This window comes from Bradyrhizobium sp. PUT101 (assembly GCF_052043945.1).
In the GTDB taxonomy this organism is placed as follows: Bacteria; Pseudomonadota; Alphaproteobacteria; order Rhizobiales; family Xanthobacteraceae; genus Bradyrhizobium.
Map to the genome: position 1 here is coordinate 7,296,012 of NZ_CP197207.1, position 23,400 is coordinate 7,319,411.

The window sequence follows — 23,400 nt, forward strand, 5'->3', positions numbered from 1 at the left end:
ACCGTTTGTACACAAACGTGCAAGGCGGGCATGCCGCACTGCAGCGCGACTGCCTTCTTTGTGGACAGAGCCGATAGGCAAATGAGGTTTTATGCGGCAGCCGCATCTTTTGCGCTGCACCGCCGCTTGACAGCGCCAGGGGACCGCGCGCAACATTGTTCGTATACGAATGATAACTGCAGTGGCCGCCGGCTCCGACATGGTGACTGAAACGACGAGCGCCGTCATCGACAAGATCCGCTGCGATGCTTGTCCGGTGATGTGCTACATCAAGCCGGGCGCAGCGGGCGCCTGCGACCGCTACGCCAATCACGACGGCAAGCTCGTCCGTGTCGATCCGCATGTGATCCTGGAGCGCACGGTCTCGCATGGCGGCAAGCTCGTCCCGTTCAGTCGCACCGAAGACTGGGACGGCAAGATCGTCCACGAACCCTCGACCTTCGTCACCGCGATCGGCGCGGGCACGACCTATCCCGACTACAAGCCGGCGCCGTTCATCGTCTCCGCGGAGGTCGACGGCGTCGACATGGTGACTGTGGTCACCGAGGGCATCTTCTCCTATTGCGGGATCAAGGTGAAGATCGACACCGATCGCTATCTTGGTCCGGAGACTGCGACCGTGCGGGCGCAGGGCGAGGCGGTTGGCCACGTCACGACCAGCGAATATGGCTCGCAGATGCTGTCGCTCGGCGGCGTGCATCATCTCACCGGTGGCTCCAAGAAGGAAGGCCGTGTCACCTGCGACACGCTGATGGATCTTGCTAACTGCAAGGCGGTCGAGCTCACCATTGACGGCGGCGCCACTGTGGTGGTGCAGGCCGGGCAGCCGCCGATCGTCAACGGCATGAAAGAAGAGCGCATGCGCGTCGGCTGCGGCTCGGCGACGATCGGCATGTTCGCCAAGCAATGGCACGGCAAGGTCGACGAGGTCGTCGTGGTCGACGACCACATCACCGGCGTGCTCTCGGAGCATCAGGCCGGCAAGCTTCTCGACATCGCCGACACCGGCATCAAGATGAAGGGCCGGCGCTCGACGCCCGGTCGTTATTTCCAGGTCGCCGATCCCGGCACGGGCTGGGGCGGCACCAACATTTCCGATCCCTTGTCGATCCTCGGGCCGTTCGATGCCAAGGAAGCCAAGCCCGGTCTGACCATGCTGATGGTCTCCACCACGGGCGAGCATTCGTCGTATTACGTGCTCGACGAAGCCTTGAAGCCGATCGAGACCGAGATGCCGGCCGACCTGAAATTCTCGGTCGAGCGGATCCAGGAAAACTGCGAGCCTGCGCTGTGCACGGTGCTGTTCATGGCCGGCGCCGGCGGTTCGCTGCGCGCAGGCGTCACCGACAATCCGGTGCGACTGACGCGTTCGGTGAAGGATGCGCTGACGCGCGTCACCAGCGGCGGCGCGCCGGTCTATGTCTGGCCCGGCGGCGGCATCACCTACATGGTCGACGTGACGCAGATGCCGTCAGGCGCGTTCGGTTATGTGCCGACACCGGCCCTGGTCGCGCCGATCGAGTTCACCATGACGCTGTCCGACTATGCCGCGCTCGGCGGCCACATGGATTATGTGAAGCCGCTCTCCGAGGTGCAGAACGGCGACGATGTCCGCCAGTTGCCCTGGCATCACCCGATTCCGGGGCGCCGGACATGACGAGGCGCCCGCAAATCGCATTGCTGTCTGATGGCCGGCGGCTGCATTTGCAGGATGGACCGATTGATCTGATCGTGGAGGCGAGGGGACGTGCGGACGAGGTGCGCGCGGCCTATGAGGCTGCGGCGCGCCGGTTCACCGGGCTTCTCGACGAGCTCTGCGCGGAACTGACTGAACTGCGTACGGATGCTGCGACGCGGACTTCGCTGACCGGCGCCGTCGCGCGTCGTATGCACGCTGCTGTAGCGCCTTATGCCGCTGATTGCTTCATCACGCCGATGGCGGCTGTTGCCGGCAGCGTGGCCGAGGAGATTCTGGGGGCGATGCTGCGCGTTGCGACACTTGATCGCGCTTACGTCAACAATGGTGGCGACATCGCGCTTCATCTCGGTGAAGGTGCGCATTTTTCGGTCGGCCTGATGGATCGGCCCGACCGCGACGGCGTGATGCGGACGATGAGGATCGATGCAGATGACCCTGTGCGTGGCGTCGCGACCAGCGGACGCCACGGCCGCAGCTTTTCGCTCGGCATCGCCGATGGCGTGACGGTGCTGGCGGCGACTGCATCGCGAGCCGACGCGGCAGCGACGATCATCGCCAATGCCGTCGATCTGCCCGGGCATCCCGCCATCATCCGCAAGCCTGCGAACGAGCTTCAACCCGACAGCGATCTGGGCGCGCGCCTCGTTACCTGCGATGTCGGCGAGCTGTCTCACGATGAGATCGTCGCCGCGCTCGAATCTGGCGCGGAATGTGCACGGCAATTGTTCGATCGCGGACTGATCGAGGGTGCCGTGTTGCAGCTTTGTGGTGATATGCTTGTCATTGGACCGAAAGATATTGAACGGCAAGAAGCGCGCCCGCGTCAGCCGGAGAACGCGGTTCACGCCTGAACAGGGAAGAGCCTGAGGACACAATCATGAGCGCGATCATCCGCAAGATCGTCACCGTCGTCGAAGAGACGCAGATGGAGATGGGCCGGCAGGTCTCGCCGCCGACCCGGCGTGCGGCTGCGATTGCCGTCATCGAGAATCCTTTTGCCGGAAAATACGTCGAGGATCTGTCGCCGTTGATCGCGATCGGCGAGGAGCTGGGCGAGCTCTTGTCGAAGCGCGCGGTGGCCGCGCTCGGTATCGATGGCGCGAAGGTGCAGAGCTACGGCAAGGCCGCCGCCGTCGGCGAGAACGGCGAACTGGAGCATGCCGCCGCCATCCTCCACCCCAAGATGGGCGCGCCGGTGCGCAAGGTGCTGGGCAAGGGCGCAGCTCTGATCCCCTCCTCGAAGAAGCGTAGCGGGCCGGGCACGACGCTGGACATTCCGCTCGGGCACAAGGATGCTGCCTTCGTGCGCAGTCACTTCGACGGCATGGAGGTGCAGATCAACGACGCGCCGCGCGCCAACGAGATCATGGTCGCGGTCGCCGTCACCGACAGCGGCCGTCCGCTGCCGCGCGTCGGCGGGCTGACGGTCGCGGAGATCAAGGGCGAAGACGGTCTGAGATAGTAGACGCAAGCGAGTTTCAAACTGGAGGTTGGGATGCGAGCAAGAAATTACTTCGTCGGCGCGGCCTTCGCGCTTCTGGCGGGCGGCATGGCTCATTCGGCCCTGGCGCAGGAGATCAAGATCGGCGAGATCAACAGCTATTCGCTGCTGCCGGCGTTCACCGAACCCTATCGCAAGGGCTGGCAGCTTGCGGTCGAGGAGATCAATGCGGCAGGCGGCATCAACGGCAAGAAGCTCGTCGTCATTTCCAAGGACGACGGCGGCAAGCCGGCCGATGCGCAGACCGCGGCCAACGAGCTCGTCTCGAGCGAGGGCGTTGCGATGCTCGCAGGCACGTTCCTGTCGAACATCGGCCTGGCGGTCAGCGACTTCGCCAACCAGAAAAAGGTGTTCTTCCTCGCGGCCGAGCCGCTGACGGACGCCATCACATGGTCCAAGGGCAACAAATACACCTTCCGCCTGCGTCCCTCCAACTACATGCAGGCGGCGATGCTGGTCGAGGCGGCTGCGAAGCTGCCGGCCAAGCGCTGGGCCACGATCGCGCCGAACTACGAATACGGCCAGTCGGCAGTCGCCGTGTTCAAGAAGCTGATGTCGGAGAAGCGCCCCGACATCCAGTGGGTGGACGAACAGTGGCCGCCGCAGGGCAAGATCGACGCAGGTCCCGTGGTGCAGGCGGTTGCCGCCGCCAATCCGGAAGCGATCCTCAACGTCACCTTCGGCGCCGATCTCGTCAAGCTCGTGCGCGAAGGCAACACCCGTGGCTTGTTCAAGGGGCGCGAGGTCGTCTCGTTCCTGACCGGCGAGCCGGAATATCTCGACCCGCTCAAGGACGAGACGCCGGAGGGCTGGATCGTCACCGGCTATCCCTGGTACTCGATCAAGACGCCCGAACATGACGCGTTCCTCAAGGCCTACCAGGCCAAGTACAACGACTATCCGCGTCTCGGCTCGATCGTCGGCTACCAGACCATCAAGTCGGCAGCCGCCATTCTCGCCAAGGCCGGCTCGACAGATCCGGAGAAGCTGATCGCCGCGGCGGAGGGGCTCTCGATGCCGTCGCCGTTCGGCGAGATCACCTTCCGCAAGATCGACCACCAGTCGACGCTCGGAGCCTTTGTCGGCAAGACCAAACTGAAGGATGGCAAGGGCTTGATGGTGGACTCGTCTTACAAGAAGGGCGCGGACTATCTGCCGAGCGATGCCGAAGTCGCGAAGCTGCGCCCGAAGGATTGATGCAAGAGAGACCGGGGCCTCCATGGTTCGAGACGCGCGGCGTTGCCGCGCTCCTCACCATGAGGGTCCCGGACTTCATCCCGAGGAGGCGCGGAGCGCCGTCTCGAAGGATGAAGCCCAGCACTGAGTTCCAACCAACCCGGACCGCCGATGGCCTTTTACGTCGTACAGTTTCTGACCGGTCTCGCCAGCGCAGCGTCGCTGTTCCTGGTGGCCTCGGGCCTGTCGATCATCTTCGGCGTGACGCGAATCGTGAATTTCGCGCATGGCGCCTTTTATATGATCGGCGCCTACATCGCCTTCACGCTCACCGAGCGGTTTTCGGGCGCGTTTGGCTTCTGGGGCGGGATCGTGCTTGCGGCGCTCGCGGTGGCGCTGATCGGCGTCATCGTCGAGATGGTGCTGCTCCGCCGCATCTATCATGCACCCGAACTGTTCCAGCTGCTCGCGACCTTCGGCCTGACCTTGATGGTCGAGGACCTCGTGGTCCTGATCTGGGGGCCCGACGATCTCGTCGGTCGCCGCGCGCCGGGCTTCAGGGGCGCCATCGATTTCTTCGGTCAGAACATCCCGAGCTATGATCTGTTTCTGATCGTGCTCGGACCCGTCGTGCTCGGCATTCTCTGGCTGCTGTTCCAGCGCACGCGATGGGGCGTGCTGGTGCGCGCGGCGACGCAGGACCGCGACATGGTCGCAGCGCTCGGCGTCAACCAGAAATGGCTGTTCACGTCAGTGTTCGCGGTCGGCGTCTTCCTCGCAGCCCTCGGCGGCGCGCTTCAGATCCCGCGCGATGCCGTGCATCACGCCATGGATCTGCGCATCATCGTTGAGGTGTTCGTCGTGGTCGTGATCGGCGGCCTCGGCAGCATCGTCGGCGCTTTCGTCGCGGCCGTGCTGGTCTCCGAGCTCAATGCATTCGGCATCCTGATCTTCCCGAAGATCTCCATCATTCTGGTTTTCCTGGTGATGGCGGCGGTGCTGATCGTGCGGCCCTGGGGCTTGTTCGGAAAGCCGGAGGCGGCCGCGCGCAGGACGCCTGGCCTCACCGTCAATCCCTGGCGGCCGCTGACGTCGAACGAACGGCTTGCGGCGCTTGCGGCGTTCGTCGTCGCCGCGACGCTGCCGCTGTTCGCGGGCAATTATCTGCTGACCGTGGGCTCGGAGATCGCGATCTTCGTGATCTTCGCGGTCAGCCTGCACTTCCTGATGTCGGTCGGCGGCCTCGCGTCCTTCGGCCATGCCGCCTATTTCGGGCTCGGCGCCTACGGCATCGCCTTCCTCGCCAAGATGGCGGGGCTGCCGATGATCGTGTGTCTGTTGCTCGGCCCGCTGCTCGGCTGCATGGGCGCCGCCGTGTTCGGCTTCTTCGCGGTGCAGCTCTCCGGCGTCTATTTCGCGATGCTGACGCTCGCCTTCGCGCAGATCGTGTGGTCGATCGCATTCCAATGGGTGAGCGTGACCGGCGGCGACAACGGCATCCTCGGCCTCTGGCCGTCGAGCTGGGCGGCGAGCCCGTCGCATTTCTACTGGCTTGCGCTGGGCGTCGCGGCGCTGGTGACCATCGCGTTGCGGGCCATGGTGTTCTCGCCGTTCGGTTACGCGCTCCGTGCAACGCGCGACTCGCTGTTGCGCAGCGAAGCGATCGGCATCGATGCCAAGCGGATCCAGTGGACCGCTTTCGTGATCGCCGGCACGACCGCCGGCATCGGCGGCGCGCTGTTCGCCTACCTCAAGGGCAGCGTCTTCCCCGACAATCTCGGCATCTCGCTGTCGGTTGACGCGCTGGTCATGGTGCTGCTCGGCGGTGTCGAGACGGTGTCCGGTGCGGTGATCGGGGCCATCGTCTACAAGGCCTTGAACATCTGGCTGGTGAGCCAGACCGATCTGTCGAAGCTCGTGCTTGGCGGCTTCATCATGCTGATCGTCGTCGTCTTCCCCAAGGGCATCGTCGGCATGCTCGAGATGCTGGCGCAGCGCCGGCGAAAGTCTTCGCCGCCGGGCTCTCCCTTGCTTGCCAAGCCGATCGAGTCTGCCGAATGAGCGTTGCACCCCCACTTCTCGCGGTTGAAGGGCTGACCAAGTCCTATGGCGGAATCCATGCGGTGCGCGGCGTCTCGTTCTCGCTGCGCGCGGGCGAGATCCTGGCGCTGATCGGCCCTAACGGCGCCGGCAAGAGCACCTGCTTCGATATGCTCAACGGTCAGAACAAGCCGGATACCGGCCATGTCCGCCTGCTCGGCGAAGAGATCACAGGCAGGAGGCCGCGTGAGGTGTGGAGGCTCGGCGTCGGGCGCACGTTCCAGATCACCGCGACCTTCGCAACCATGACCGTGCGTGAGAACGTCCAGGTCGCGCTGATTTCGCATGAGAAGCAGCTCTACAACCTCTGGGGCTCCGCGCCGAAGTTCGATCGCGGGGAGGCCGGCCGCCTGCTCGAGCTGGTCGGCATGGGCGGCTACGCGGACCGTCCCTGCGGCGAGCTTGCCTATGGCGATCTGAAGCGGCTCGAACTTGCGGTCGCGCTCGCCAACCAGCCGAAGCTGCTGTTGATGGACGAGCCGACGGCGGGAATGGCGCCGCGCGAGCGCGTCGATCTGATGCGGCTGACCGCGAGCATCGCGCGGGAGAAATCGATCGGCGTCCTCTTCACCGAGCACGACATGGACGTGGTGTTCGAGCATGCCGACCGCATCATCGTGCTCAACCGCGGTACGTTGATCGCCGAAGGTTCGCCGGCGGAGGTGCGCGGCAATCCTCAGGTACAGGCGGTCTATCTCGGCGAGGGCCTCGTCTACGATGCCCGCCACCGGGAGGGAACATCTGCATGAAGCTCACGGTGCAAGACCTCAACAGCCATTATGGTCCCGCCCATATCCTGTTCGACATCGGCTTCGAAGTCGGTGAGGGCGAGGTGGTGGCATTGCTTGGGCGCAACGGCGCGGGCAAGTCGACGACGTTCCGCTCGATCGTCGGCCTCGTCGCGCAGCGCTCCGGCCGCATCATGTTCGAGGGCAAGGATGTCTCGGCGAAGCCGACACATGAGATCGTGCGCGAGGGCCTCGGCTACGTTCCGGAGGAGCGCCGCATCTTCACTGACTTGACCGTCGAGGAGAATCTCGAAGTCGGCCGCCAGCCGAAGCGCCCGAACGCGCCGCACTGGACGCGCGAAAAACTGTTCGCGCTGTTTCCAAATCTGGGCGAGATGAAGAACCGGCCCGGCGGCCGCATGAGCGGCGGCGAGCAGCAGATGCTCACCATCGCGCGCACGCTGATGGGCAATCCTTCGCTGGTGCTGCTCGACGAGCCTTCGGAGGGCCTGTCGCCGAAGATCGTGGAGCAGATGGTCGATGCCATCCTGACCATGAAGAAGGAAGGCGTCAGCATCGTCGTCTCCGAGCAGAATCTGCATTTCGCGCGGCTGATTTCGGATCGCGCCTACATCATCGAGCGCGGTCGCATCTGCTTCGGCGGCACCATGGCCGAGCTCGACGCGCGTCCGGATATCCGCGACGCGCATCTGTCGTTGTGAGGGCGGGGAACGGATGGCGAGAAGCGTGACGGCGAAGAAGAACGTCAAACCGGCCAAAGCGTTTAACAGGCCGCCTTACGTGCTCGACGAGCAGGTCGGTTTCATCCTGCGCCAGGTCTGGCAGCGCCACAGCTCGATCTTCGCCCGCGACATCGGCACCAATCTGACGCCGACGCAATGGGCGGCATTGTCGAAATTGGCTGAGACCGGGTCGTGCTCGCAGAATCAGCTCGGGCGGCTGACGGCGATGGACGTCGCGACCATCAAGGGCGTGATCGATCGTCTCACCGCGCGCGGCCTGACCGAGACGAGCCAGGATCCCGATGACGGACGGCGGCTCCTGGTCAGCCTGACGCGCGCGGGTCAGCAGCTTGCGGAGAAGCTGGCGCCCAATGCGCTGGCGATCACGCGCGAGACGCTGGCACCGCTCGAGCCCAAGGAGCGCGAGCTGCTGATGGTGCTCCTGAATAAGTTGAGGTGAATGTCTCTGTCATTCCGGGGGCACGCGCGTCGCGCGTGAACCCGGAATCTTGCACCACAACCTCGGGATTCCGGGTTCGCGCTCACGCGCGCCCCGGAATGGCGGCAAATGGCGTCACTTCGCCACCACCTCCGGCACCTTCCCGGCAGGCGGCGTGTTGCGGCTGCGTTGCGTCCGCACGATGCCGTCGATGATGGTCATGCCGATGCCGGGGAGGTCGCCGAGCTGGACGCTCTCCAGGATGTTCTTGCCGGGCGAGTGCTGCGCCTTGTCCATGATGACGAAGTCGGCGGAGCGGCCGACCTCGATCAGGCCGCAATCGAGCTGCCGCATCCGCGCAGTGTTGCCGGTGGCAAGGCAGAAGGCGAGCTCGGCCGGCAGATCGCCGAGCGAGGACAGCATCGAGACCATGCGCAAAATGCCGAGCGGCTGCACGCCGGAGCCGGCGGGCGCATCGGTGCCGAGGATGACCCGATGCAGATCGCCCATCTCGCGCGCGGTGCGCAGCGTGAACAAGGCCGAGCGCTCATTGCCGTTGTGGACGAGCTCGAGACCGCGCTTGCAGCCCTCGCAAATGCAGCGGATCTGGTCATCGGGCAGTGCGGTGTGACCGCCATTGATGTGGCCGACGACGTCGGTGTCGGCCTCCAGCACCACGTCCTTGTCGATCAGGCCGGAGCCGGGGATCGAGGGGCCGCCGGTGTGGATGGTGCTCTGGATGCCGTATTTGCGGGCCCAGCCGACCATCTTGCGTGCTGTCGGGCCGTCCTTGACGCCGCCGAGGCCGACTTCGCCGAGCAACTTGACGCCGTTGGCAGCCATCTCCTTGAAATCTTCCTCGACCATCTCGCATTCGATCACCGGCGCGCCGGCGTGAACCTTCACGCCGCCGGGACGCAAGGTCCAGAACGCGCGCTGGGCGAACACGGCCATGGCCTTGAGGCCGACGACGTCGCGGGGCCGGCCGGGCATATGGACCTCGCCGGCGGAGATCATGGTGGTGACGCCGCCGTGGAGATAGCTGTCGATCCAGTTGGTCTGGTTCTGGCGCGGAGTCCAGTCACCCGCAACGGGGTGGACATGGCTGTCGATCAGGCCCGGCGCGACGGTGGTGCCGTGGGCATCGACGATGGTGGTCGCGCCTTCAATGTTGACGTCCTTGAAGCGGCCGATCGCGGTGATCTTGCCGTTCTCGGCGACGATGGTGTCGCCGTCCAGGATCGGCTTCTCCAAAGCGCCGGACAGGATCAGGCCGATATTTCGGATCACGAGCTTGGAGGGTCCGGTGGCCTGGGGTGCGTCATGCGCCATGGAAGAGGTCCTTGTCCTTAATTGCAGCGCTTTCGATCTTGGGCAGCCTTGACCGCGGGATCAAGCAGGATTATTCATTAGTATACGAATGATCGTGTACTAACGACGCATAGCTGCCCGCCTCGTAACCGCAATGACGCGACAGGGAAGGTGTGATGAGCAATTTCAATCAGGAAAGCGTTTTGAGCGTCCACCATTGGACCGACACGCTCTTCTCCTTCAAGACCACTCGCAGCCCGACCTTCCGTTTCCGCAACGGCGAATTCACCATGATCGGGCTCAAGGTCGGCGAGAAGCCGCTGCTGCGGGCCTATAGCGTCGCCAGCGCCAACTACGAGGACACGCTCGAGTTCTTCTCGATCAAGGTGCCGGACGGCCCGCTGACCTCGCGGCTTCAGCATTTGAAGGAAGGCGACGAGATCATCGTCAGCCGCAAGGCGACCGGCACGCTCGTGATCGACAATCTGGAGGAAGGGCGCAACCTCTACCTCATCGGCACCGGCACCGGCCTCGCGCCTTTCCTGAGCGTGATCAAGGACCCCGAGACCTATGAGCGGTTCGAGAAGGTCGTGCTGCTGCACGGCTGCCGGCACGTGAAGGAGCTCGCCTATGGCGAGATGATCACCGAGCAACTGCCGAAGGACGAACTGATCGGCGAGTATATTCGCAATCAGCTGATCTACTACCCGACCGTGACCCGCGATCCCTTCCGCAACCGCGGCCGTATCACCGACCTCATCACGTCGGGCAAGCTGTTCACCGATATCGGCCTGCCGGTGCTGGAAGCAGCCCGGGATCGCGTCATGATCTGCGGCAGCCCGGCGCTGGTGGCGGACACCCGCGTGCTCCTGGGCGAGCGCGGCTTCGTCGAGGGCAATCACGGCGAGCCGGCCCAGTTCGTGGTCGAAAAGGCCTTCGCCGAGCGGTAATCACGGAATTCCTGCGCAATAAGATCGTATTTTCGCCGCCTGGAGCCCGTTGCGGCGCCGATTCGGCGCTTGATACTATGTGGAAGCGAATCAGCGGAGTTCCCACATGGTTGCGGACAGCGACAGCAACATCGCCTGGCACCGGGTTCAGTTGAAGAAGAACCGCGCCGAGTTGAAGGCGCTGGAGACCGCGCGCTTCACGATGGGCGAGATCGCCTCATCGAAGCGGAATGGCCAAACCCAGAAGGCGGTCGCGGAACTCAAGCGGAAGATCGCGCAATCGGAGCGCGCGATCGCCGATCACGACAAGCGCACACGCCGTCCGCTCGCAACCGACCTGCAGAGCCTCAGCAATGGCAGCTGGAGCCATTGGGACGCCTACACCCAGCAGCGCAAGACTGGCCAGCGTTCGCCCGGGGGCGGATAGGCGCATCTCTCCACGTCTGCGGTCGATGAGGAGGCGGCCCCTTGCGGCGGCCGCACCATGCACCATCTCGGTGATACGCCACCAATCGCCCCGGTGATCCCATGACAGCAAGGCTCGATTTCACCAACGAGGCCTTCTTTCGCGATCCGCCCAAGGCGATCGCTACCTTGCGCATGTCCGGCCCTGTGGTTGCGACGCGATTCCCCATCGTCGGCGATGTCTGGATCACCACGACCCATGACGCGACAGCACAGGTGCTGAAGGACGGCGCGACCTTCACGCTGCGCAAGGAGGACGGCGACGTCGCGGGTCTGCGCTGGTGGATGCCGAGATATGTCAGGACCATCGCCAACAACATGCTGACGATGGACGAGCCGGATCACACGCGGCTGCGCAGCATCGTGGACGAGGCGTTTCGCCGCCGCGCGATCGTTGCGATGGAGCCGCGCATCCGTGCCATCGCCGACACGCTTGCGGACGAGCTGTTCGCAGCGGGAAGCCCGGCCGATCTCGTCCAGCGCTACGCGCGCATCCTGCCGCTCGCGGTAATCTCGGAGCTCCTGGGCCTGCCGCCGGCCGATCGTCCGAAGTTCATCGCCTGGGCCAACGAGATGTCCTCGCTGACGAATGTCGTCAGCTTCTTCCGTTTGCTGTTCACGTTCCGCAAGATGCGAGTCTACCTCGAACAGCAGTTGCAGATTGCACGCGCGCATGGCGGCGAGGGTCTGATTGCCGAACTGGTCCAGGTCGAGCGCGAGGGCGGTCAGATCACGCCGGACGAAATGGTTTCGATGGTGTTTCTGTTGCTCGCGGCGGGATCCGAGACGACCACTCATCTCATTAGCGGTTCGGTGCATGAGCTTCTCAGGAATCCCGGCTTGCGTGACTGGCTGGAACAGGACTGGAGCCGCGTCGGGCTTGCGGTGGAGGAGTTCCTGCGGTTCGTTTCGCCGGTGCAATTCTCCAAACCCCGCTATGTGCGCCGCGACGTCGAGGTCGAGGGCGTGCGCCTGAAGAAGGGCGACCGCGTCATGGTGATGCTTGCCGCTGCAAACATGGATCCGGCGGTGCATGATCGTCCCGAGCGCCTCGATCTCGAACGCAAGCCGAACCGCCATATCTCGTTCGGCACGGGAATCCATTTCTGTCTTGGCCATCAACTCGCGCGCATCGAGGCGGCTTGCGCGCTGGAGGCGCTGTTCGTGCGATGGCCGAAACTCGGTCTTGCCGTCGATCCCGCCGAGGTCCATTGGCGCAGGCGGCCGGGCTTGCGCGCGATCGCGAAACTTCCCGTCACGGCTGAGAGCCGTGGAACACCGGGGCGGGCAGGAGCGAGCCTTGAGCGTTCCCTCACCGCGACGAGTTGAGATCAGCGTTCCTTCGGAAAACTTTGCCGCGCGCGATCAGTCAGGAACGGTGTGCCGCTGGACCTGTTGTCTCTTGGACGCGCGGCTGTGAATTCCTTGGCCGTGCATGTCGCAGATCGACGTCTTAACGGGAGACAAGATCATGACCAGCAAAATGCCACCTGTTCCGCCGGACAATCAGAGCCGCAAGGGAACTGGCGACAGCAAGCAAACGTCCGCCGATCAGGCGCCACACGGCCAGCAACGTGCTCAGAATCCGGACCAGCAGGGACAGCAGGGCAACATCAAGCAGAACACGACCAATCAAGGCTACCAGCAGGATCGTTGAGGAGAGCGACATTCCATTCGACATCCACCACGACCCCGAACAGCATCCGTCAGGGCGGACCCGGGGCCTCGCATGAGAAAGCCAAGGCGCCATTGGAGGGTTAAGAAGCCGCCGGGAACGCGATCACGACAAGCACAACGATCCCGGTCAGAGCGGGCACAAGCCGAAACCGATGCCGGCGCAACAGAAGCACTAAGTCTTTGGAAGGTCACTGCAAGAGGAGAGACAAATGCCAAGTGGGCATGGCAGCAAAACGCATTTCAGATCGGGCATGCACGGCAAGGGCGACGGCACCGGCGGACTGACCGACGTACCCAAGGATATGATCGGCGACAACATGGTGCTGTCCAACCGTGACAAGAAACAGCATTCGGACATTCGTGGCATGGACGGAAAGTCGATCCAGACTGAACAATATCAGGACCACGCCGCGAACCGGCTCGACGGGACGCCGGAGACCGACGAGACCTGAGAGGGACGTTCCTCCCGCCAACTCGCGGACCGGTGTTCAGCCGGTCCGCTTTTTTGTGGGCGCAAGATCGCGCTCCCAGCCGAACACCGAACGGCCATCGAGATCCGGGGAGGCCGCACGCTCACCAGCGATGAAAGTCTCAACCGAGGGACCGCGGGCGGTCCGCTCCAGCCGTCGCGCCTGTTCGTCAAGACGCTTGATCGCGTGCATCTCTTCCTCGCGTCCGAGCTTCGCGTTCTGGATCGCGCCCTTCAGTACCCGGATGGTCTCGTCATAGACCTTGATCGGAACGGGGTAGGGATGCCGGTCCTTGCCGCCATGGGCGAGCGAGAAACGCGCGGGGTCCCTGAAACGATAGGGCGCGCCGTGCACGACCTCTGCGACCATCGCGAGCGAGCGCACGGTGCGCGCGCCGACGCCCGGCGTCAGCAGCAGCTCCGGGAAATCGACCGGGCCCCGCTCGGCCGCTGCGGCCAGCGTGCCGTGCAGGCGGCGCGCGAAGACGTCCTTGGGACGGACGTCGTGATGGGCAGGCATGATCAGATGCGGCAGCGTGCCTTGTGCCGGCGTGGCCCCGGTCCCGATGAGCCGTTCGAATTCGGAGACGATGCGATCCGGGCCGAGACCGGAGAGCAGTTCGAGCTGCGCTGTCCGAGAGATGTCGGCGCGATGATCGGTGAGATTGACGATCTCTCCCTGCTGCGGCCCGTCGATTGCGCTGTGCGGTGCATCGACAAAGCTCTTCAGCGCCTCGGAATGCCAGTGATAGCGTCGCGCCTGCCGCTTGTCGCCGTTCATGCCCTGCTGCACCACCGTCCATTTGGCGTCGGCCGTCACGAAGAAGCCGTGCAGGTAAAGGTCGAAACCGTCCTGGACCGCGGCGCTGTCGACCTTGGCCACCAGACGGCTGGCGCGCGTCAGCTTTGCGCCGTCGAAGCCGACGCGTTCGGCGAGTTGCAACAACTCGTCCGGCGTCTTGCGCGAATGCTGACCTCGGCCGCCACAGACATAAATTCCGAGCTCGTCCTGAAGCGGTCCGAGCCCGCGCTTCAGTGCGCCGATCACCGAGGTGGTGATGCCGGAGGAGTGCCAGTCCATCCCCATCACGGCGCCAAACGACTGGAACCAGAACGGATGCGACAGCCGTTGGAGGAACGCATCGCGGCCGTAATGATGCACGATCGCCTGGGTGACGATCGCGCCCAGCGAGGACATGCGACTCGCCAGCCACGGCGGAACCCGTCCGGTGTGAAGAGGGAGATCGGCGCTGCCGGTTCGTCGAGTCATGGACTGCCGAATCTAGCGCAATTCGGGGACGTTTGCATCAGCGGAATGCTGCGTTGCACTGAACGGGGGAGCCAAGCCGGCCGGAAGGCGTTGAGCGCCGTGGTACGCATGCAATGACGGGGACGGCAATGAATTGGCAGGGCCTCATGGCCGACATCGACAGGATGTTCGGCTGGATACCTTCATGGTTCATCGGCCTTAGCCTTGTTGCCGGCGCGATTCTGCTCGCACTGCTGGCCTATCGGGTTGCCATATGGCTGCTCGGCCGCGCATTCGGAACCCGTTTTTCCATTCTGAGCGTGTTCATCGATCGAACCGCGGGCCCGGCCCAGCTCGCTCTTTGTCTGGCTGCCGTCGCACTGGTGCTGCCGCTCGCGCCGCTGGACGATGCGATCCGCACGCCGCTGATGCGGCTGTTCGTCGTGGCCTTCATCGCGCTGATCGGCTGGATCTCGATCCGGATCGTCGACATGAGTGCGGCGCGCTATCTCCAGAACTTTCGCGACGTCACCGAGAATTTCATCGCACGCAAGCATGTCACGCAGGTGCGCGTGTTCAAGCGCGTCACCGACACGATCATTGTCGTCATCACGGTGTCGACGGCATTGATGACGTTCGACTCGGTGAGGCAGTATGGCGTCAGCCTGTTCGCCTCGGCCGGCGCGGCCGGTATCATCGTCGGTCTTGCCGCCCGGCCGCTGCTGAGCAACCTGATCGCGGGTTTGCAGATCGCGATCACCCAGCCGATCCGCATCGAGGACGCCGTGATCATCGAGAACGAATGGGGCTGGGTCGAGGACATCGCCTCGACCTACGTCGTGATCCGGCTGTGGGACTGGCGCCGCATGGTGGTGCCGCTGTCCTATTTTATCGAAAAGCCGTTCCAGAACTGGACGCGCGACACCGCATCCCTCATCGGCGTGATCGCGCTTCATGTCGACTATCGTGCCGACGTCCAACGCATCAGGAACTGGCTGGAGCAGGCGGTGAAGCAGTCAAAGCTGTGGGACGGCGAGGTAGTCAATCTCCAGGTGATCGATGCCGATGCGCGCACCATCGAGCTTCGGGCGCTGGTCAGCGCCAGGAATGCACCGCAGTCCTGGGACCTCCGCTGCGAGATGAGGGAGAAGCTGGTGGCCTTCATCCGCGACGAGATGCCGGAGGCGCTGCCGCGCGAACGCGCGATCCTGATCCCGTCTGGCGGCGATGATGCTGATTTCGCGCGGCGCGTCACGCCGCCGGAGAAGATGCGGGCAGGCGGGCGCAATTGACTCCGCGATCAGCCGGCGCCGACCACGGCCGCGTCGGCTGGCCGATCCGCGCGCCGGCTCGGCTTGCGCAGCTTCCGCCGGGCCCAGATCAGGAGCCCCGTCGACAGCAGCGTCAGAAGGGCGATCGAGGTGATGACGTTGAGAGGCGAAGCGATCAAGGCCGACCAGTTTCCCTCATGGATCAGCCGTGGCCAGTTGCGCGGCAACGGCGCGACCCCGCTCGAATTGACGGCGTAAGCGCGCAGTTCTCCGTCCTCGTTGAGTCGCGCCATCACGCGACCGCCGCGCGTACCGATCGAGATCACATGCGAGAGGTCGTGCTGGTCTGCGACCATGCGAACCGCCTCCGGCAGGGCAACGGGACGTCCGCCGTCCGCCGGAGCGGCTCCGCCCTGCAGGGTCAGCCCAAAGGCCATGCACAGGCCCGTCAAAGGACTCAGCAGGATCAGCGGCAGCGCGAACCATGCGGTGCCCTTGTGCCATCCGGACAGCGTGTTGCGCAGCCGCGGCAGTCCCATGAGAATGCCCAGCAGCATGATGACGACCAGGGCAACGGTCGACGTCGTCACCAGCCAGGCCCGGCCGAGCAACCGCTCGTGCGTGACGCGTGCCCAAAGGAAGAGATCGGAGAGGGCGGAGCCGCTGACAGCAGCTTCGCCGGTCGCGAGGTCGATCGCCGGCACGCCTGCGCCTTGCAGCGTCATCCGCTGGAGGGATGCATCGAACGAGAGGCCGCGCGCCTTGTTGTCGGGATCGTACCGCTTCATCAGTCCGATGACGCGAGAAGACTCGATCGCCGGACCGCCGGTGCGACTGACTTGCACCATGGGCTCGAACGACAGGATCAAGCCGGTGACGATGATGACAAGCAGGGGCAGCGCGAACACCAAGGTGATCCAGCGATGCAGAGTCAGCATTGCGGGCTTGCTCATTCGTCATCTCCTTCATCCTGCGATCGTGCTCGTGCAGCATGGCGAAGACAAATGACGCTTTGTCCATGTTGTTGCGTTGATTTACAGCAACCGCGCGCAAGCTGGCCGGATGTCATCTGACATCTCCAGCTACTGGTGGAGCATCTAGCGAATGCGACCTATTCGCGTTCTGCCTTGGTCAAGCCGGCCTGCTGTCCGCCGCCAGGCGCCTTGCTTCGCCGTCAGCGCGGGCGGGCGCAGCAAGCGAAGCAACGACTTAAGATGCAAGCAGGGCGGTGCGCGCGATGCACCTGGAAGGGTGCAGAGCCTTACTGCGCGCGGATGTTGGCGGCCTTCAGTACCGGCTCCCATTTGGTCGCCTCGGCGTGCATGTAGGCGTCGAACTCCTTGGCGGAGGAGCCGACCGGTGCCGCGCCGATCTTGCTGAGCGTCGATAGCACGCCGGGGTCCCGCAGCGCGGCCTTCAGATCGGCTTCGAGCTTGGACACGATCTCCGGCGGCATTTTTGCCGGCCCAAGAACGCCCCACCAGACCGAGACGTCGTAGCCGGGCACGCCGGCCTCGGCGATGGTCGGAACATCCGGCAGCGCCTTCGAGCGTTCGGCGGAGGTTACCGCCAGCGCGCGCACCGGGCCGCCCTCGAGCTGGCCGATCGCTTCGGCAAGCGGATTGATGCTGAGCGGAATCTCGCCGGCGATCACAGCCGTCAGCGCCGGTGCGCCGCCCTTGTAGGGGATCGCGACGATCTTGGTGCCGGACATGTATTTCAGCAGCTCACCCGCGAGATGTGCCGAGGTGCCATTGCCAGACATGCCGTAGGAGAGCTTGTCCGGCTCCTTCCTGGCGGCGGCAAGGAGATCGCCGAGGGTCTTGTACGGGCTGTCCTTGGCCACCACGATCGCGAGCGGGGACGAGGCGACTTCGGTGATCGCGGTGAAATCCTTGAACGTGTCGTAAGGCACGCTTGGATAGATGAACTGGTTGAGCGGATGGCCGCTCGCGACCAGGATCAGCGTGTAACCGTCAGGTGCAGACTTTGTCAGCGTCTGAGAGGCGACGATGCCGCCCGCGCCAGGACGATTGTCGATCACGGGCTGCTGCCCCCACGTCTTGGCCAGCGCCTGGCCCAGCGTGCGCGCGAGCACATCGACTGCTCCACCCGCTGCATAGGGCACCAAGATGTGGACCGGCTTGCTCGGATAGTTGTCGGCTCGAGCGGCGCTCGCTGCCAGCAGCAGAGTGGTGCCCAGCAGCAGGCGGCCGATCTTCTTGTTCAAACCCAGCATATTTCCAGCACTCCATAGACGGCATGATAGACGGCATGCGCGTTCCAGCGGCGCTCCTTACAGCCCGACTGAACCCTGCCATCGTTGTTGTTGACGAGACCTGATCTTTTGTACGATAGTACAAATCACATGATACGCAAGCCCACCAGCAAGGAAACGGCCCGCAAGCCGAACATGCGCGAGGCGATCCTCGCCGCGGCCGAGGAGCTGTTCGCCACCAACGGCTTCAATGCCGTGTCGGTGCGTGATATCGCGCATGCCGCCGGGGCCAATCCGGGCAGCGTGACATATCATTTCAAGACCAAGGACGGTCTGCTGCTGGAGATCTACCGGCGACATTGCGGGCCGATGAACCTGCGCCGTTCTGAACTGCTTGCCGCCGCCAGGCGTGTGCGCGATCTCCAGGACCGGCTGGAGGCGATCGTGCGCGCCTATGTGGTGCCGGCCTTCACTTCGGGCAGCGACCTTGCCGGCGGGGGGGCGCGCTTCACGCGGCTGCGCGCGGTGATGTCGGCGGAAGGCAACGAGGTCGCGCGAAAGATCATCGCGCAGACCTTCGACGACACCAGCCATGCCTTCGTCGACGCGATCCACGAGAGCCTGCCGCATATTCCGCGTACCGATATCGTCTGGCGCAGCCACTTTCTGCTCGGTGCGCTCTATTATTCGCTGGTGACGCCGGAACGCGTTTCGCGCCTGTCGCGCGGCGAGGCCGACGGCAGCGATGCCGCAGGCGCCATCGAGCAATTGGTGCAGGCGACTGTCGCCGCATTGCAGGCGCCGGCGTTGGACCAGGTCGCGCCGGCGCGGCGGCGGCCGGTCGTCAGCAGCAAGACTTGAAGCACGCGGTCTCGCTTCGGCGGTTCACCTGATGACGATGATGTACACGCCGACCATTCCGCCGCCCGATCCAAACACGCGCACGCCGAAGTTCAAGCTGCCGAAGCTGTCCTGCGACGCGCATTGCCACATCTTCGGGCCCGGCGCGAAATACCCTTACGCGCCGGATCGTTCCTACACGCCGCCCGACGCGCCGCTGGAGGATTTCCGCATCCTGCACGCCAAGCTCGGCGTCGAGCGCGCCGTCATCGTCAATGCCAGCGTGCACGGGACCGACAACACGGTGGCGCTCGATGCCATCGCGCAGAGCAACGGCGCCTACCGTGCCGTCGCCAATATCGACGACACCATCACCGAACGCGGGCTTCGCGTGCTGCACGACGGCGGCTTCCGGGGCTGCCGCTTCAACTTCGTGCGCCATCTCGGCGGTGTTCCCGACAAGCGCGTCTTCGACCGCATCGTCGCGATGGTCACGCCGCTCGGCTGGCACATCGATCTGCACTTCGATGCGATCGACCTGCCGGACTATGCCGACATGCTGACAAAGCTGCCGCTGAGCTACACCATCGATCATATGGGCCGTGTGAAGGCTGCTAACGGGCTCGATCAATTGCCGTTCAGGATCTTGATCGAGCTGATGCAGCGCGACGAGAAGTGCTGGGTCAAGATCTGCGGCTCGGAACGGGTCTCCTCGGCTGGCCCGCCATTTGCGGATGCGGTGCCGTTCGCGCGAAAGATCGTCGAGACCGCGCCCGACCGCGTCATCTGGGGCACCGACTGGCCGCATCCCAACGTCAAGGTGATGCCGAATGACGGCGACCTCGTCGATTTGATCCCGCTGTTTGCGCCGGAGCCGGAATTTCAGGAGAAGATCCTTGTCGAGAATCCGGCGCGCTTGTTCGGGTTCGAGGCGTGACGGCGTTCTCGCGATCGACAGGCTGTGCGGGAATCCGTTGCCGGCGCTGCGCCGGCCAATGCATGTGAACGAAAGGAGTAACCCATGAAAACAGGTCTCGTCGTCACCGCGCATCCCGGCGATTTCGTCTGGCGCGCCGGCGGCGCCATCGCACTGCACGCGAAGAAGGGCTATCGGATCAAAATCGTCTGCCTGTCGTTCGGCGAGCGCGGCGAGAGCCAGTTCGCCTGGAAGGAGAAAGGCGCGACGCTTGAATCGGTCAAGGCCGGCCGCAAGGATGAGGCGGAGCGGGCCGCAAAGCTGTTGGGTGCCGAGATCGAGTTCTTCGACTGCGGTGATTATCCGCTCAAGCTCACCGAGGCGCATTTCGACCGCATGGTCGACATCTACCGCGAGCTCAATCCGGGCTTCGTGCTGACGCACGCGCTGGAAGATCCCTATAATTTCGACCATCCGAATGCGGCGCATTTCGCGCAGGAGACGCGCGTGGTCGCGCAGGCGATGGGCCACAAGCCCGGCGCGCAGTACAAATATTCCGCGCCGCCGGTGTTCCTGTTCGAGCCGCACCAGCCGGAGCAGTGCAATTACAAGCCCAACCTGATCCTGAAGATCGACGAGGTCTGGAAGGAGAAGTACGAGGCGTTCCAGATTTTGGCCGCGCAAAAGCATCTCTGGGGCTATTACGAGCGCGTCGCGCTCAACCGCGGCATCCAGGGCAGCCGCAATACCGGCGTGCCCATGACCTATGGCGAGGCCTATCAGCGCCTGTTCCCGACAGTCGAGGAGGTGCTGGCATGAGGCCGATCGTCGTTCGCAACATCAAGCGCGCCGACCCCGCCGGCATGGCGGTGTACGGCGTCTCAACCGTGCACGAGGCGTACGGCCGCATCGGCCTGATGAAGCCTTACTTGCGTCCTGTCTGGCCGGGCGCGGCGATTGCGGGGCCTGCGGTTACCGTGCTGGCGCAACCCGGCGACAACTGGATGATCCATGTCGCGGTCGAGCAATGCAGGACGGGCGACGTCCTCGTCGTCGGCTGCACCACCGACAACACCGATGGCATGTTCGGCGAGTTGCTTGCGACGTCGCTGCAGGCGCGCGGCGTGCAGGGGCTGATCATCGACGCCGGCTGTCGCGACGTCAAAGCGCTGCACGAAATGCGCTTTCCAGTGTGGTCGCGCGCGGTATCGGCCAAGGGCACGGTGAAGGCCACGCTCGGCTCGGTCAACATCCCGGTCGTTTGCGCCGGCGTCAACGTCGATCCCGGCGACATCGTCGTGGCCGATGACGACGGCGTGGTGGTGGTGCCGAAGCGCTATGCGGCCGAGGTGGCCGAGAGGGCGAAGAAGCGCAACGCGGACGAGGGCGGCAAGCGCAAGCGGCTCGCCTCGGGCGAGCTCGGCCTCGACATGTACGGCATGCGCGAGGCGCTGACGAAGGCCGGACTGGTGTATGTCGACAATCCCGAGGACGTCTGAAGCAACAGGGAAGCGGAGCGGGCGGATGGATCGTCTCAAGCTGAAAGCCGTTCTCGGCAGCCACCCTCATGTCCAGGCGGTGAAGAGCGGCGAGCTCCGCTCTGATCTCTTCGATTTCGACTTCATCACGTACACGCCGACCAACACGGCATTCAAGCCGATGGTGCGCGAGCAGGCCTTCGACGTCTGCGAGATGGCGATCGTCACCTACCTGATGGCGAAGGCGCACGGCAAGCCGCTGGTACTGCTGCCGGCGGCCATGCTCGGACGCTTCCAGCATGCCTACGCGCTCTACAATCCTGAAAGGGGGAGGCTCGGGCCGACCGATCTCGAAGGCAAGCGTGTCGGTATCCGCTCCTTCACGACCACGACGGGCGCCTGGATCAGGGGTATCCTCGCCAACGACTACGGCGTCAATCTCGACAGGATCCGCTGGGTGACCTTCGAGGATCCGCACGTGGCCGAATATGTCGACACCACCGAGCGCGCGCCGAAGGACAAGAACATTCTCCAGATGCTGATCGACGGCGAGCTCGATGCCGTGCTCGGCGAAACCTCTGACAATCCCAAGCTGAAGCCGCTATTCCCCGATCCCGCCGCCGAGGCCGCCAAATGGTACGCCCGTCGTGGCGTCGTGCCGGTCAACCATCTCGTGGTCGTGACCGAGCAGCTTGCCAAATCGCGGCCCGACGTGGTCGCGGGCGTCTATGATCTGCTGAAGCGGAGCAAGGAGCGGGCAGGGCCCGCGGCGACGCCCGACCTTATCCCGTTCGGGATCGAAGCGAACAGGAGGCCGCTCGAGCTGATCATCGACTACGCATTCCAACAGGCGCTGATTCCGCGCCGCTATGCGGTCGAGGAGCTGTTCGACGAGACGACACGAGGATTGAACTGATGGCGGATCCGAAGCGCTGGCAGATCGGGCTGGTCGGGTATGGCGAGGTCGGGCGGATCCTGGCCGAGGATTTGCGCCAGCAAGATATCAAGGTGTCAGCCTACGATATCAAGCTCGGAAACGAGCAGGGCGCGTTGCTGAAGGAGCATGCGGCAAAATTCGGCGTGGCGCTCGCGGATTCGCACGCCGAACTGACCGCGAAATCCGATTTCATCATCTCCGCCGTCACCGCAAGCCAGGCCGTTCCGGTCGCAAAGGCCTGTGCTGCGGCGATCAATCAGGGCACCTGGTTTCTCGATTTCAATTCGGCTTCTCCGGGCGCCAAGCAGCGCGCCGCCGCCCTGATCGACGGCGCTGCCGGGCGCTATGTCGAGGGCGCGGTGATGACCTCGGTGCCGCCCTATCGCATCAAGGTGCCGCTGCTGCTCGGCGGGCCCGGTGCGAGGGAGCTGGAGCCGCTGTTGAACGCGATCGGCTTTGCCGCGAAGGTTGCGAGCGACAGGCTCGGCGTATCCTCTGCGGTGAAGATGTGCCGCAGCATCATGATCAAGGGCCTGGAGGCGATGGTGATCGAAAGCTTCACCACCGCGCGCGCCTATGGTGTCGAGGACGCGGTGCTGGCCTCGCTCGCGGAGACGTTCCCCGGCATCGACTGGGAGAAACAGGGCGCCTATTGCTTCCAGCGCGTGATCGAGCACGGCCGTCGCCGCGCCGAGGAGGTGCGTGAGGTCGCCGAAACCGTGCGCGAGGCGGGTTTGACGCCATGGTCCGCGCAAGGCACTGCCGAACGGCAGGCTTGGGTGGCTGATCTCGCCGATGAAGGGCTGTTCGGCGCCAGGGGCACGAAAGAGTTCGCCCGCAGCACGGATTGGCGGACCGAGGCGGACCGAATCCTCGCAAAGATCAACCGCACCAAGTAATCAGCTCAGGACCGCGCCGCTGGTCTGAAAGCTCACGACCTGATCGCGGGCGCGTTCGATCAGGTCGATCAGATTTCTGGATTTGCGGACCAACTGCTCCGTGGCCGGCTGCGTGCGGAACTCCGCCAGCACGGCGCGAACGCACTTTGTGGCGGCGTCGAGCGTCCAGAGCGTGCGGTTCATGTCGTCCTGCGTCTGGATCGCCAAGATATCGAGACCCGAAAGAACGTGGCCGATGCCGTCGAGCCGCTTCACCGCCGTATCGGTGGTTTCATCATCAATGCTGCTGAATGCGCTGAACATACCGATACTTCCCCACTGAACGCAGATGGTC

At 64.3% G+C, this 23,400-nt stretch carries 25 protein-coding genes; 20 read left to right on the forward strand and 5 right to left on the reverse strand.

The features are described 5' to 3' along the window. Window positions 1–199: 199 nt before the first annotated feature. The 8 genes from ACSHT2_RS34510 to ACSHT2_RS34545 all read left to right on the forward strand — a co-directional run bounded on the left by ACSHT2_RS34510 (window position 200) and on the right by ACSHT2_RS34545 (window position 8,407). Window positions 200–1,657, forward strand: coding sequence for a 6-hydroxynicotinate reductase (locus tag ACSHT2_RS34510; protein ID WP_440642997.1), 1,458 nt, complete (start codon window positions 200–202; stop codon window positions 1,655–1,657). Further along, window positions 1,654–2,550, forward strand: a complete 897-nt coding sequence (locus ACSHT2_RS34515; protein WP_440639570.1) for a UPF0280 family protein — start codon at window positions 1,654–1,656, stop codon at window positions 2,548–2,550. Before ACSHT2_RS34510 ends, ACSHT2_RS34515 begins: the two co-directional genes overlap by 4 nt. Window positions 2,551–2,576: 26 nt before the next feature. Next, a complete protein-coding gene (locus tag ACSHT2_RS34520) occupies window positions 2,577–3,161 on the forward strand; it encodes an amino acid synthesis family protein (RefSeq protein WP_440639571.1) in 585 nt (194 codons plus the stop codon). A gap of 33 nt (window positions 3,162–3,194) precedes the next feature. Further along, entirely contained in the window at window positions 3,195–4,397 is a 1,203-nt protein-coding gene (locus tag ACSHT2_RS34525; protein ID WP_440639573.1) for an ABC transporter substrate-binding protein, read from the forward strand. 150 nt (window positions 4,398–4,547) lie between these two features. Next, window positions 4,548–6,437, forward strand: coding sequence for an ABC transporter permease (locus tag ACSHT2_RS34530; protein ID WP_440639574.1), 1,890 nt, complete (start codon window positions 4,548–4,550; stop codon window positions 6,435–6,437). Next, window positions 6,434–7,225, forward strand: coding sequence for an ABC transporter ATP-binding protein (locus tag ACSHT2_RS34535; protein WP_440639576.1), 792 nt, complete (start codon window positions 6,434–6,436; stop codon window positions 7,223–7,225). Before ACSHT2_RS34530 ends, ACSHT2_RS34535 begins: the two co-directional genes overlap by 4 nt. Then, window positions 7,222–7,926, forward strand: coding sequence for an ABC transporter ATP-binding protein (locus ACSHT2_RS34540; protein WP_027571698.1), 705 nt, complete (start codon window positions 7,222–7,224; stop codon window positions 7,924–7,926). Before ACSHT2_RS34535 ends, ACSHT2_RS34540 begins: the two co-directional genes overlap by 4 nt. Before the next feature lie 13 nt (window positions 7,927–7,939). Beyond that, window positions 7,940–8,407 carry a MarR family winged helix-turn-helix transcriptional regulator gene (locus ACSHT2_RS34545; protein WP_440639578.1) on the forward strand — a complete coding sequence of 156 codons (468 nt, stop codon included), beginning with the start codon at window positions 7,940–7,942 and terminating at the stop codon, window positions 8,405–8,407. Between the two features lie 114 nt (window positions 8,408–8,521). On the opposite strand, the gene ACSHT2_RS34550 is transcribed toward ACSHT2_RS34545, so the two are convergent. Next, window positions 8,522–9,718: an amidohydrolase family protein gene (locus ACSHT2_RS34550; protein WP_440639579.1), complete on the reverse strand. Its 1,197-nt coding sequence runs from the start codon at window positions 9,716–9,718 to the stop codon at window positions 8,522–8,524. A 155-nt stretch (window positions 9,719–9,873) separates the two neighbouring features. On the opposite strand from ACSHT2_RS34550, the gene ACSHT2_RS34555 reads away from it, so the two are divergent. The 5 genes from ACSHT2_RS34555 to ACSHT2_RS34575 all read left to right on the forward strand — a co-directional run bounded on the left by ACSHT2_RS34555 (window position 9,874) and on the right by ACSHT2_RS34575 (window position 13,241). Then, a complete protein-coding gene (locus ACSHT2_RS34555; RefSeq protein WP_440639581.1) occupies window positions 9,874–10,647 on the forward strand; it encodes a ferredoxin--NADP reductase in 774 nt (257 codons plus the stop codon). Window positions 10,648–10,753: 106 nt separating this feature from the next. Beyond that, window positions 10,754–11,074, forward strand: coding sequence for a hypothetical protein (locus tag ACSHT2_RS34560; protein ID WP_124158689.1), 321 nt, complete (start codon window positions 10,754–10,756; stop codon window positions 11,072–11,074). Between the two features lie 101 nt (window positions 11,075–11,175). Next, window positions 11,176–12,441 (forward strand): cytochrome P450, encoded by a 1,266-nt coding sequence (locus tag ACSHT2_RS34565; RefSeq protein ID WP_440639584.1) that lies wholly within the window; start codon window positions 11,176–11,178, stop codon window positions 12,439–12,441. 142 nt (window positions 12,442–12,583) lie between these two features. Next, the gene (locus tag ACSHT2_RS34570; RefSeq protein ID WP_155252159.1) at window positions 12,584–12,769 is read left to right on the forward strand and encodes a hypothetical protein; all 186 of its coding nucleotides are present in this window, start codon (window positions 12,584–12,586) and stop codon (window positions 12,767–12,769) included. A 229-nt stretch (window positions 12,770–12,998) separates the two neighbouring features. Beyond that, complete coding sequence (locus ACSHT2_RS34575) at window positions 12,999–13,241, forward strand: hypothetical protein (protein ID WP_440639586.1); 243 nt, start codon at window positions 12,999–13,001, stop codon at window positions 13,239–13,241. Window positions 13,242–13,277: 36 nt separating this feature from the next. On the opposite strand, the gene ACSHT2_RS34580 is transcribed toward ACSHT2_RS34575, so the two are convergent. Next, a complete protein-coding gene (locus tag ACSHT2_RS34580) occupies window positions 13,278–14,528 on the reverse strand; it encodes a DUF763 domain-containing protein (RefSeq protein ID WP_440639588.1) in 1,251 nt (416 codons plus the stop codon). A gap of 128 nt (window positions 14,529–14,656) precedes the next feature. Between ACSHT2_RS34580 and ACSHT2_RS34585 the strand changes: the two genes are divergently transcribed. Further along, complete coding sequence (locus tag ACSHT2_RS34585; RefSeq protein ID WP_440642998.1) at window positions 14,657–15,799, forward strand: mechanosensitive ion channel family protein; 1,143 nt, start codon at window positions 14,657–14,659, stop codon at window positions 15,797–15,799. Between the two features lie 8 nt (window positions 15,800–15,807). Here ACSHT2_RS34585 and ACSHT2_RS34590 read toward each other — a convergent pair whose 3' ends face one another. After that, window positions 15,808–16,731 (reverse strand): PepSY domain-containing protein, encoded by a 924-nt coding sequence (locus ACSHT2_RS34590; RefSeq protein ID WP_440639589.1) that lies wholly within the window; start codon window positions 16,729–16,731, stop codon window positions 15,808–15,810. Between the two features lie 308 nt (window positions 16,732–17,039). Continuing rightward, window positions 17,040–18,017: a tripartite tricarboxylate transporter substrate binding protein gene (locus ACSHT2_RS34595; RefSeq protein ID WP_440639591.1), complete on the reverse strand. Its 978-nt coding sequence runs from the start codon at window positions 18,015–18,017 to the stop codon at window positions 17,040–17,042. Window positions 18,018–18,146: 129 nt separating this feature from the next. Here ACSHT2_RS34595 and ACSHT2_RS34600 point away from each other — a divergent pair, with 129 nt between their 5' ends. From ACSHT2_RS34600 to ACSHT2_RS34625, 6 genes are all read left to right on the forward strand, one after another. After that, on the forward strand, window positions 18,147–18,857 hold the full coding sequence (locus tag ACSHT2_RS34600) for a TetR/AcrR family transcriptional regulator (RefSeq protein ID WP_440639593.1): 711 nt from the start codon (window positions 18,147–18,149) through the stop codon (window positions 18,855–18,857). 31 nt (window positions 18,858–18,888) lie between these two features. Then, window positions 18,889–19,773: an amidohydrolase family protein gene (locus tag ACSHT2_RS34605; protein ID WP_440639594.1), complete on the forward strand. Its 885-nt coding sequence runs from the start codon at window positions 18,889–18,891 to the stop codon at window positions 19,771–19,773. An 84-nt stretch (window positions 19,774–19,857) separates the two neighbouring features. Beyond that, a complete protein-coding gene (locus ACSHT2_RS34610) occupies window positions 19,858–20,571 on the forward strand; it encodes a PIG-L deacetylase family protein (RefSeq protein WP_440639595.1) in 714 nt (237 codons plus the stop codon). Beyond that, window positions 20,568–21,251: a 4-carboxy-4-hydroxy-2-oxoadipate aldolase/oxaloacetate decarboxylase gene (locus ACSHT2_RS34615; protein WP_440639597.1), complete on the forward strand. Its 684-nt coding sequence runs from the start codon at window positions 20,568–20,570 to the stop codon at window positions 21,249–21,251. The genes ACSHT2_RS34610 and ACSHT2_RS34615 overlap by 4 nt, the downstream gene beginning before the upstream one ends. 25 nt (window positions 21,252–21,276) lie before the next feature. Beyond that, the gene (locus tag ACSHT2_RS34620) at window positions 21,277–22,146 is read left to right on the forward strand and encodes a hypothetical protein (protein WP_440639599.1); all 870 of its coding nucleotides are present in this window, start codon (window positions 21,277–21,279) and stop codon (window positions 22,144–22,146) included. Continuing rightward, complete coding sequence (locus ACSHT2_RS34625) at window positions 22,146–23,066, forward strand: DUF1932 domain-containing protein (protein ID WP_440639601.1); 921 nt, start codon at window positions 22,146–22,148, stop codon at window positions 23,064–23,066. Before ACSHT2_RS34620 ends, ACSHT2_RS34625 begins: the two co-directional genes overlap by 1 nt. Here ACSHT2_RS34625 and ACSHT2_RS34630 read toward each other — a convergent pair whose 3' ends face one another. Beyond that, a complete protein-coding gene (locus tag ACSHT2_RS34630; protein WP_440639602.1) occupies window positions 23,067–23,369 on the reverse strand; it encodes a hypothetical protein in 303 nt (100 codons plus the stop codon). Between the last annotated feature and the right edge of the window lie 31 nt (window positions 23,370–23,400).